Genomic DNA, 10,030 nt, shown 5'->3' with positions numbered 1-10,030 from the left:
CGAAGATCGCGGCGTACTCGGCCTCCAGCGCGGCGGTCAGCTCACCGGTCACTTCAGCGCCTCCAGGTGCGTGGCGCGGGCGGCGGCGATCGAGCGGGCCCGGGCCGTCAAGGCCGACTTCGGCGTCGGCGCTGACGACGCGGCGGCGATCGCCGAGATCGTCCGCCGGCTCGACGGGCTGCCGCTCGCGATCGAGCTGGCCGCCGCCAAGGTGCGGGTGCTCACCCCGCGCGCCCTGCTCGACCGGCTGGCCAGCCGGCTCGGCACGCTCACCGGCGGCGCCCGCGACCTGCCCGCCCGCCAGCGCACCCTGCGCGACGCGATCGCCTGGAGCTACCAGCTCCTGCCGCCACACGAGCAGGAGCTGTTCGCCCGGCTCGGCGTCTTCGCCGGCGCGTTCGACCTGACCGCGGCCCGCGCGGTGGCCGGGGTGCCCGACCAGTACGCCGGGCTGGACGCGCTGGCCTCGCTGATCGAGAGCAGCCTGATCACGCAGGAGCCCGGCGAGCGGGAGCCCCGGTTCACGATGCTCGGGATCATCCGGGAGTTCGCCCTGGAGCGGCTCCGGGACGCCGGTGACTGGAAGGACACCCACGACCGGCACGCCCAGCACTACCTCGCGTTCGCGGAGCGCACCGCGCCGCCGCTCGGCCGCACGTCCGCCAACCCGCGCGCCGTCGACGACCTCGAGAGCGAGCACGACAACCTGCGTGCCGCGATGAACTGGTTCATCGACACCGAGCAGCTCGAGGAGGCCGTCCGGCTCGGCTGGATAGTGTGGGTGCTCTGGTGGCTGCGCGGCCACACCGACGAGGGCGCGCGCAACGTCAAGCGGGTGCTGGAGCGCGCCGACTCGCTGTCGCCGCAGGCGTACGCCCATGTGCTCTTCGGCGACGGCTCGATCGCGTTCATCACCGGCCAGCACGCGCGCGGCCGAACGCAGCTGGAGAAGGCCCTGCCGCTGCTGCGCGAGGTCGGCGACGAGGACGCGACCGCGCGCGCGGCCGGGATGCTGGGACAGCTCGCGCTCGCCCGCGGCGACTACGACCTGGCACGCGAGCTGCTCGAGGAGACCAAGCAGATCAGCGAGCGGCTGGGCGAGGACTGGATGATCGCCCTGTACTACGCCCGCCTCGGCCTCGTGCCGCTCAACGAGGGCGACTACGCCGCCGCGGTCGACCAGTTCGCCGACGGCCTGCGGATCGCCCGCAAGACCAACGACCACCTCGGCGAGGTCGTCGCGCTCTACAGCCTCGCGGTCGCGACGGTGGCCGGCGGCGACCTGGAGACCTCGACCCGCTATCTGGAGTCCGGCCTGCGGGTCTCCGCGGCCGCCCGGGACGAGGCCGGCGTCGCCCTCTACCTGGAGGCGCTGTCGGACCTCGCGGCGCGGCAGGGCGTGGCCGAGCGGGCGGTGCGGCTGGCCGCCGCGGCGCGGAAGCTGCAGACCGTCACGAGCGCCGCCTGGATGCGGGCGTACGTGCCGGCGTGGCCGAACGGCCACCGCGACCTGGACACCCGCGCGCACCCGCGGGCCTGGGCCGAGGGCACCGCCGACAACCTGGCCTCGGCGGTGGCGTACGCGCTGGAGCCTCCGCGATGATGGATCGGTGGAGCTGATCGATTCGGTGCCGCTGTGCCCGCCCGAGGGTGCGTGCCGCGCGACTCCTGGACAGCCCGACCACCGCCTGCGACCGTTCGTCCTCGGCTACGGCGGTTTCTCCTCACACAACGGTGCGCCGATCGCCCACCGCGTGCTGCCACTCAGCTCGACCACCCTGGTGTTCTCCTTCGACGGCCCGTTCACGGTGTTCAGCGGCCCCCGCGCCGAGGCGATCGTGGACGGTCCGACCACGTGGGGCCGCGGCGTCTCGGTCGGGCTGACGCCGGCCGGCGTGTCCGTCCTGTTCGGACTTCCGGCGAGCGTGCTGGCCGGCCAGCTCGTCGGGTGGCGGGACCTGCTCGGGCGGCGGGCCGAGCCCCTGGCCGAGCGCCTCGCCGCCGCGCCGTCCTGGCCGGCCCGGTTCGCGCTGCTCGACGCGGCGCTGCTGGCCCGGCTCGGGACCGCACCGCCGCCGTCGCCGGTGGACGCCGCCTGGCAACGCCTGCAGGGCCCGCGGATCGCGGTGGGCGCGCTCGCCGACCGGCTCGGGGTCAGCCGCCGGGCGCTGGAGCTGGGCTTCCGGCGCGAGGTCGGGCTCCCGCCGGCGACCGTGGCCCGGGTGTCCCGGTTCCAGGCCGCGCTGGGCCTGCTCGCCGAGGGGGTCGGGCCCGCCCGGGCGGCGACCGGCGCCGGCTACGCCGACCAGGCGCACCTCACGCGATCGACCCGCGCGATGGCCGGGCTGACCCCGGCGCAGCTGTGCGCAATCGTTCAATACGAGCCGCTGCCGGGCGCGTAGCGTCCGGGGGCATGACATCCACCGCACTGGTCACCGGCGGCTCGCGGGGCATCGGCCGGGCCATCGTCGAACGCCTGACCGCCGCCGGCCACCGTGTCGTGTTCACCTACGCCCGCGACAAGGAGGCCGCCGACGAGGTCGCCGCGCGGTGCGCGGGTTCGGTCGCCGTGCGGGCGGACCAGACGTCGCTGTCCTGTCTGGACGCCATGTTCGCCCCTGTCCAGAATGGACTGGACATCCTGGTGAACAACGCCGGAGTGATCGTGCCCGCCGCGGTCGCCGACGTCACCGCCGACGACTTCGACCGCGCGATGACCGCCAATGCCAAGGTGCCGCTGCTGGCGATCGGGCGGGCGACGCCGCTGATCCGGGACGGCGGCCGGATCGTCAACATCTCCACCCTCAACACCACGATGCCGGCGCCCGGCAACGTGCTCTACTGCGCCAGCAAGGCGGCGCTCGAGCAGGTGACCGCCGTCGCGGCGCGCGAGCTGGGCCCGCGCGGGATCACCGTCAACACGGTCTCCCCCGGCGCCACCGACACCGACCTGCTGCGGGCGCACAACAGCGCGGAGGACCTGGCCCAGTCGGCGGCGTGGAGCGCGCTCGGCCGGCTCGGGACGCCCGACGACGTCGCCGCGGTGGTGGCGTTCCTGACCACGCCGGACGCGGGCTGGATCACCGGGCAGAACATCCGGGCGAGCGGCGGGCTGCTGATCTGACAGGCTTGGCCCTATGGAGATCAGAGAGGCGGGTCCCGGCGACGTCGCGCAGATCGTCGCCATCGGGCACGAGACCTGGCCGGCGACGTACGCCTTCGCCGGCGCCGACTACGTCGCGTACGGCCTGGCCACCTGGTGGTCGGCGGAGGCGACCGAGCGCGCGATCGCGAACACCACGGTGCTGGTCGCCGCGGAGGGCGACGAGCTGCTCGGCATCGGCAACCTCGATCTGACCGGGGACGTCCCGATCGTCTGGCGCCTCTACGTGCGCCCGGCCGCGCAGGGCCGCGGTGTCGGCTCGGCGCTGCTCACCGCGCTGGTCGAGGCGGCCGGCGGGCGGCCCGTGCGGCTGGCGTACCTGGCCGGCAACGAGCCCGCCGCCCGCTTCTACGCCCGGCACGGCTTCGTCGACTCGCACGAGCAGCCGGCCGACAAGCCCGGCTGGCCCGCCTCGATCTGGCTCGAGCGGCCGGGTTCCGGCGTGCTGCTGGCCGCCGTCGTGGAGATGGTGGCCGGGCAGGAAGAAGCCGGGCAGCGCTACGAGGACGCGGTGCTGGCGCTGCTCGGCCGGCACGGCGGCACGCTCGAGCGCCGCACCCGCGGCACCGACGGCACGACCGAGGTGCACCTGATCCGGTTCGCGCACCGCGCCGGCTACGAGTCGTTCATGGTCGACCCGGAGCGGCTCGCCCACCGCGAGGCGATCGGCGCCGCCGCCCCGACGACCCGGGTGATCGAGGTGGCCGACCTGACCTAGTTGCGGATCGACTGCTCGACGGTGGCGATGACGCCGGTCGCGTGCGCCGGGGTCATCCGGAGCTGCTCGGCGATCCAGTGGATGGCGTCGCGCTCGGGCTGGCTGAGCGGGCCGTCGGCAAGGGCGATCCGGACCGCGTTGGCGAGCTGCCGCTCGCAGGCGTCCGGGGTGAAGTTGCCGGCGAGGGCCCGCAGCGGCTCGATCGCGTACTCGGTCGGCTGGCCGGCGTCGACACCCACGTGCGCGAGGTCGTAGTCGGTCGCGCCGGCCTCACGCACCGCGTCGACGGCGGCCCGGGCCGCGGCGTCGGAGACACCACCGGCGCGCAGCACGACCGCCGCGGCGGCCCGCATGCCGGCCGGGAGGGCGCTGGCGAGCTGGGCGGTGGTCGGGCGGCTCAGCACGATCGGGTCGAACTTGGTGCGGCACGTCTTGCAGCGGACCACCTCGCCGACCTTGTCGAGCGGGATCACCGGCAGGAAGAACAGCGTGAAGAACCGGCGCGCGGTGCGGTGCTCGTACTCCCGGTCGCCGCCGCAGTGCGGGCAGTGGAACTGCCCGGTGCCGATCAGACCGAAGATGTAGAAGACCGACACACCGAAGATGATCATTGCGACTCCGCTGAGAGGGACGGCTGGATCTCCGGGACAGTACCAACGGTCGGCCCGTCGCGCCTGCCGGTGTGGCACCATGGACGGATGATCTCCAACCGAAAGGGCGTCGACGCCCTCGCGCGATGACCGCGCCGGCCCGGCGCGGTGACGCCGGCCAACTCTGGCAGGAAGCAGTGCGGATCAGGCAGGAATGGCTCGACCAGGCCCTGTCGACACTGCCCGCCGATCGGGAGACCGCGGAACGGTGCGTAGCCGCGATCTACGCCCGGATCTCCCAACCCCGTCCCCGGTTCGAGTGGGTCTCCTCCCCGGCCAAGGCGCTCGCCCTGGTCAACGGCTGGCCTACGCTCGACGACCTCTACCGGTGGATCCGCGACCCCGCGGGTTCGCCACCGCTGGCCACCGACGTGGCCGCCGCGGGCTCCCGGTTGCGGGCCGCGCTCAGCGCGGGCGTCGCGCACGCCGACCCCGAGCTGTCGCCCGCCCGCCAGCCGGGCAAGAAGAAGGAACCCTGGCCCGACCGGCCGCCGCTGGAGGCGCTCGGCCGCGGTGTGCCGCTCGCGGTGGTGCTGCACCAGGCGGTCCGCGGTGGCCTGCATCGCAGTTTGGGCAAGGGATTCCGCCATCCGGTCCGGGCCGCCCTCGGCTCCGCCGTGCCCGTCTGCTGGTACGGGCAGCAGGACGCCTGCTGGATCGGCTACTACGACACCCTGCACCGGCTCGGGCTGGCGGCCTGGGACGCGGACACGACCGACCACTTCGGAGCGTGGTCCGCGCTCGCCCGCGCCACCGGCTGGTGGTGGCCGGGCGAGGAGGTCTGCGTGCTGGTCGACCGGCCGGCACAGGTGCGGACGGCACCGGTGCCGGGCAGCTGGCACGGCGAGGTCGCGCTGACCACGGTGGTCTACCGCGACGGCTGGCGGACCTGACCCTTCCAGTGCAGGATCTCGAGGGCCGCGCCGACCTCCACGGCGCGGCCCTCCAAGGGACGCGGCAGCAGGTGGTCGGCGCGGGCCAGCCGGCGCAGCAGGGTGTTGCGGTGGGTGAACAGCACGGCCGCGGCGCGCGCGGCGTTGCACTGCTCCGCGATGTAGGCCCGCACGGCCGCCCGGATCTCGGCGGGCGCGGACTCCAGGTCGCCGAGCGTGCGGCTGACGAACCGGTCCGCGGCCGCCGGATCCTGCGTCATCAGCGCGACCAGCTCGACCTCGCCGAACGCGGCCAGCCGGTGCGCGCCGGCGAGCCGGGCCAGCAGCCGTTGCGTGGTCAACGCGTCCAGGTGGCTGCGCCGGAAGCCGTCGACCCCGCTCGCCGGTGAGCCGAGCGCGACCCGCACCGCGGGCAGCCGGTCCAGCGCCGGCCGCAGTTCGGCGGCGTCGGGGCGGCCGTGCACCCAGACCCAGCGGGTCGCGGCGCTGGCGAGCACGCTCAGCGGCCGGGCCGAGCCGGCCGCGGCGGCGAGCGCGTCGGCCGCCCGGTCGAGCTGACGCGGGTCGGCGTCCGGGTCGTCGGTCCAGACGACGGCGGCGGTGTGGGTGCGGTCCAGGGCGTACCCGAGCCGGTTCTCGGCGCCGACGATCGGCGCGCCCTCCAGCAGCAGCGTCACGGTCTCCCGGCGCTCGGCGTGCGTACCGCTGGTCAACGCCGCCCGCTCCGCCCGCATCCGCAGCGAGATCGCGGAGACCGTGGCGTCGACGAACGCGGCGATCGAGCGGAGCGAGACGTCGAGCAGTTCCCGCAGCTCCGCGGTGTCGGTCGTGAGCGTGCAGGCGATCTGGGTCCAGAGCCGGGCGGCGACCGCCTCGCCGACCCGGTAGGCGTCCAGCGCCGACTCGTCGAGGCCACGGCGCACGAGGTCCCGGGCGATCGCCAGTGGCGCCGCCTCGTCGTTGGCCGGCACCGGCTGGCCGGGCGCGCGCACGTTGGCGGCGGCCCAGAACAGGAGGTTGGACCGGTTGGTGCGGCGGGTGGCGGCGGCCAGCACCGGGTCGGCGGCGATCGGGCGGCGGGCGTCCCCCGCCAGCGTCGCCGCGTCGATCTCGGCGAGCCACTCGGGGCGTGGGTGCAGGGCGATCTCGGCGCCGGCTCGGATGAGCTCCCGCACCCGGGGTGATGGCGGGTCCCACGACATGCCCTGACGCTAGTAGGTGCAGTTAGCACCTGACCAGGCCCGATCACGGTGCAGATCGTCCTCGCGACGGCCGCGACGGACGGCAGAACATGAACGAATGGCGGTGGAGCATTTCGATGTCCTGATCGTCGGCGCCGGGATCTCCGGCATCGGCGCCGGGCGGTACCTCAAGACCGAGCTGCCGGACAAGACGTTCGCGATCCTAGAGGCCCGCGGCGCGTCCGGCGGCACCTGGGACCTGTTCCGCTATCCGGGCACCCGGTCGGACTCCGACCTGCACACGTTCGGCTACGCGTTCAAGCCGTGGCTCGACGAGGAGGCGATCGCGTCGGCGCCGCGGATCCTCGCCTACCTGCGGGAGACCGCGACGGAGAACGGCCTGGACCCGCACATCCGCTACCACCACCGCGTGACGTCGGCGGCCTTCGACTCCGCCACAGCACTGTGGACGGTCGAGGTGGACCGGGTCGGCGAGCCGGTCACGTTCACGGCCCGGTGGCTGTTCTGCGCCGGCGGCTACTACCGCTACGACGAGGGCTTCGCGCCGCGGTTCGCCGGGCAGGACCGCTTCCGGGGTACGATCGTCCACCCGCAACACTGGCCCGAAGACCTTGACTACCAAGGCAAGCGGGTCGTGGTGATCGGCAGCGGCGCGACCGCGGTGACCATCGTGCCCGCGATGGCCGGCACCGCCGCGCACGTGACGATGCTGCAACGCACCCCGACCTACATCCTCTCGATGCCGACCAAGGACGCGCTCGGCAACGCGCTGAAGAAATACCTCGGCCCGCAGCGCGGGTACGCGTGGACCCGGCGCAAGAACATCACGATGCAGCGGACCATCTGGCGCTTCTGCCAGCGCCACCCGGAGCGGGCGCGCCGGGTGATCCGCTGGCTCAACGCCCGGGCGCTGCCCGAGGGCTATCCGGTCGACGAGCACTTCCGGCCGCCGTACAACCCGTGGGACCAACGACTGTGCCTGGTGCCAGACGGCGACCTGTTCGCGGCGATCCGGGCCGGCACCGCGGAGATGGTCACGGACCGGATCGAGACGTTCACGGAAGACGGGATCCGCCTGGCCTCCGGCCGCGAGCTGCCGGCGGACGTCATCGTCACGGCGACGGGCATCAACGTCCAGGCGCTGGCGGGCGTGACCCTGACCGTCGACGGCGTGCCGGTCAGCATCCCGGACACGGTCGCGTACAAGGGAATGATGCTCTCCGGTGTGCCGAACTTCGCGTTCATCGTGGGCTACACCAACTCGTCCTGGACGCTCAAGGTGGGCCTGCTCTGCGAGCACTTCTGCCTGCTGCTGGCCCACATGGACAAGCACGGCTACGAGATCTGCCGCCCGGACCCGGCCGACCCGGCGATGCCGACGCGCCCGTTCCTGGACTTCGGCGCGGGCTACATCCGCCGGGTCATCGACCAACTCCCCCGCCAGGGCGACCGCCTACCGTGGCTGACCTCGATGCACTACCACACAGACGTCAAACTCCTCCGCGCCGACCGCGTCACGGATCCCGAACTCCACTTCGGGCACGCGGAACGAACCGCGTCGGCCACGCATGGAGCGCGCTAGCCGGCGGCGTTGTTCAGCTCTCCGACTTCCAGGTCGGCAACCAGCGGTTCGTCGAGATGCAGCACGTCGTCGCCGCTCGCTTTCGCCACCGCCGCATAATGATCGCCTTGCAGATGGAGGAGTTGGAGGACGAACCCGGACTCATCCTTCTCGACAAGCAGGTACCACGGGATGCCGGCTACCGCGTAGAGGCGCATCTTCGTGACGCGGTCGGCGACGGCGTTGCTCGGCGAGACAATTTCGCAGATCATCTTGACGTCGGTCGCTTCCACCACCGACTCGGTGATGGCCACCTCGCTCACGACAAGATCCGGAATCACGATCCGGTCCGTCTTGAGCCGGACGTTGACCGCTTGGTACACGGCTAGGCCCTCGCGACGAGCCGCTCCGCTCAGCGCCTGCGTAAGCAGGAAACTCAGGTGCTGGTGGCGAACGGTTGGCGCGGGGCTCACCAGAAGGCTCCCGTCGATGAGTTCGATTCGGTTAGGGGTTTCGCCTAGTTCGAAGTAGTCGTCCTCGCTCCACGGCCCTAGCCCGACCCCGTCGTGCGTTGCCACCGTCATTACTCACCTCCGCGTCCAGTTTCGCACGGTTACAAACCTGCGGGAACGGTGCTGCGGGCGGCGGCGAGGGTCAGGGCGCGGTGCAGGAGGCGGGAGTCGCCGAGTAGGCCGCGGAGGCGGCGTTCCAGGCCCGCGATCGGGATCAGGTTCTGCGGTGCCCGCGGGTCCTTGTACGGCGTCGACGCGAACCTCGGCAGCGTGACCAGCGACAGGTCGGCCAGCTCGATGGCCTCCTGCGACGGCAGCTCCGTCGAGCACTCGACCCGGACGATGCCCGCCCACGGTGCGCCGGACGGGCCCGGCAGGCGCAGGTACCACGAGTAGCCGCCCCAGGCCGTGCCCATCAGGAACACCGGCGAGCGCTCGCCCGGGCGCAGCGCCGTGACCACCGCGGTCAGGGCGCCGTCGAGGTACTGGCTCTGCTGCGTCTTCACGTAGCCGATCGTGCGGCTGAGCTGGCGGCGGTTGCGCAGCGGGCCGTCGACCACCAGCAGGTCCTCGGACTCGCCGCGGACCTGGGTCGAGACCGCGACCTCCAGCGCCGTCAGCGGGCCCTGCACCGCGGGGATCAGCCGGGCCGGGTCGGGTGCGCCGGAGATCTGGCGTACGCCGTAGCGGACCGAGCCGGCCGTGATGTCGCCCGCCGTCGGGGACGTGGTGAACAGGCCACGCTCGACCAGGGCGCCGGCCAGCGAGGCGGCGCCCGCGCGCAGGTCGCAACGGACCACGCCCGCCGCGTACGAGGCCGCCAGGCCCGGATGCGACGTGCCGTCCTCCTCGCGCGTCCACAGGCTCGCGTCGATCCGGCGCACGCCGTCGACCAGCAGCACCACGTCGGGCGCCCGGACCGTCGGCGGTGCGGTGAGCGGGCGCCAGGCCGCCGCGGGCAGTTCGACGTCGGCGTTGACCTGCGCGGTGCTCTGGGCGGCGGGCGCGGTCGACGCCTCGAACGAGGCGCCGTACGCCGGATCCCAGTTGTCGACGAAGTAGCTGGTCATATGCCGCTCCGGGTGATGTGGGCGGAGCGGGCGTCCTTCGTGACGTCGAAGCGCACCGGCACCCGCTCGGCCAGCGCCGGCACGTGGGTGACCACGCCGACCATCCGGTCGCCGCGGGCCGCCAGGCCTTCCAGCGTCGCCGCGACCGTGTCCAGCGTCGCGGCGTCCAGGGTGCCGAAGCCCTACGCTCGCCTTCGGCGGTCGGGCCCTGAAGAAATTCCGGCGCACCCCGGTGCAGCTGCTCGACGTGGCCGTCCATCC

10 protein-coding genes and 1 pseudogene are annotated in these 10,030 nt (G+C 73.3%); 6 read left to right on the top strand and 5 right to left on the bottom strand.

The genetic code is table 11. The features are described from left to right. The 4 genes from AB0H87_RS31700 to AB0H87_RS31685 all read left to right on the top strand — a co-directional run. The coding region (locus tag AB0H87_RS31700; RefSeq protein WP_360153907.1) for a tetratricopeptide repeat protein at nt 1–1,603 on the top strand (1,603 nt) is incomplete at its 5' end. A 7-nt stretch (nt 1,604–1,610) separates the two neighbouring features. After that, nucleotides 1,611–2,402, top strand: a complete 792-nt coding sequence (locus AB0H87_RS31695; protein WP_360153904.1) for a helix-turn-helix domain-containing protein — start codon at nt 1,611–1,613, stop codon at nt 2,400–2,402. A gap of 11 nt (nt 2,403–2,413) precedes the next feature. After that, nucleotides 2,414–3,124 (top strand): SDR family oxidoreductase, encoded by a 711-nt coding sequence (locus AB0H87_RS31690; protein WP_360153901.1) that lies wholly within the window; start codon nt 2,414–2,416, stop codon nt 3,122–3,124. 13 nt (nt 3,125–3,137) lie between these two features. After that, the gene (locus AB0H87_RS31685) at nt 3,138–3,881 is read left to right on the top strand and encodes a GNAT family N-acetyltransferase (protein WP_360153898.1); all 744 of its coding nucleotides are present in this window, start codon (nt 3,138–3,140) and stop codon (nt 3,879–3,881) included. Here the strand turns inward: AB0H87_RS31685 and AB0H87_RS31680 are convergent. Continuing rightward, on the bottom strand, nt 3,878–4,492 hold the full coding sequence (locus tag AB0H87_RS31680) for a zinc-ribbon domain-containing protein (RefSeq protein WP_360153895.1): 615 nt from the start codon (nt 4,490–4,492) through the stop codon (nt 3,878–3,880). The genes AB0H87_RS31685 and AB0H87_RS31680 overlap by 4 nt on opposite strands. Before the next feature lie 125 nt (nt 4,493–4,617). On the opposite strand from AB0H87_RS31680, the gene AB0H87_RS31675 reads away from it, so the two are divergent. Then, complete coding sequence (locus AB0H87_RS31675; protein WP_360153892.1) at nt 4,618–5,424, top strand: hypothetical protein; 807 nt, start codon at nt 4,618–4,620, stop codon at nt 5,422–5,424. Here the strand turns inward: AB0H87_RS31675 and AB0H87_RS31670 are convergent. Beyond that, nucleotides 5,400–6,626: a PucR family transcriptional regulator gene (locus tag AB0H87_RS31670; protein ID WP_360153889.1), complete on the bottom strand. Its 1,227-nt coding sequence runs from the start codon at nt 6,624–6,626 to the stop codon at nt 5,400–5,402. The two genes, AB0H87_RS31675 and AB0H87_RS31670, sit on opposite strands and share 25 nt — an antisense overlap. 97 nt (nt 6,627–6,723) lie before the next feature. On the opposite strand from AB0H87_RS31670, the gene AB0H87_RS31665 reads away from it, so the two are divergent. Further along, complete coding sequence (locus AB0H87_RS31665) at nt 6,724–8,208, top strand: NAD(P)/FAD-dependent oxidoreductase (protein ID WP_360153886.1); 1,485 nt, start codon at nt 6,724–6,726, stop codon at nt 8,206–8,208. Here the strand turns inward: AB0H87_RS31665 and AB0H87_RS31660 are convergent. From AB0H87_RS31660 to AB0H87_RS31650, 3 genes and pseudogenes are all read right to left on the bottom strand, one after another. Continuing rightward, nucleotides 8,205–8,771 (bottom strand): Uma2 family endonuclease, encoded by a 567-nt coding sequence (locus AB0H87_RS31660; protein ID WP_360153883.1) that lies wholly within the window; start codon nt 8,769–8,771, stop codon nt 8,205–8,207. The genes AB0H87_RS31665 and AB0H87_RS31660 overlap by 4 nt on opposite strands. Before the next feature lie 29 nt (nt 8,772–8,800). Next, the gene (locus AB0H87_RS31655; protein WP_360153880.1) at nt 8,801–9,769 is read right to left on the bottom strand and encodes a hypothetical protein; all 969 of its coding nucleotides are present in this window, start codon (nt 9,767–9,769) and stop codon (nt 8,801–8,803) included. Continuing rightward, a pseudogene (locus AB0H87_RS31650) lies at nt 9,766–9,951 on the bottom strand (hypothetical protein); the annotation flags it as partial. The gene AB0H87_RS31655 and the pseudogene AB0H87_RS31650, both read right to left, overlap by 4 nt. Between the last annotated feature and the right edge of the window lie 79 nt (nt 9,952–10,030).

It is taken from the genome of Asanoa sp. NPDC050611 (assembly GCF_040654855.1).
Taxonomy (GTDB): domain Bacteria; phylum Actinomycetota; class Actinomycetes; order Mycobacteriales; family Micromonosporaceae; genus Asanoa.
This window is presented reverse-complemented; position numbering and strand designations above follow the sequence as displayed.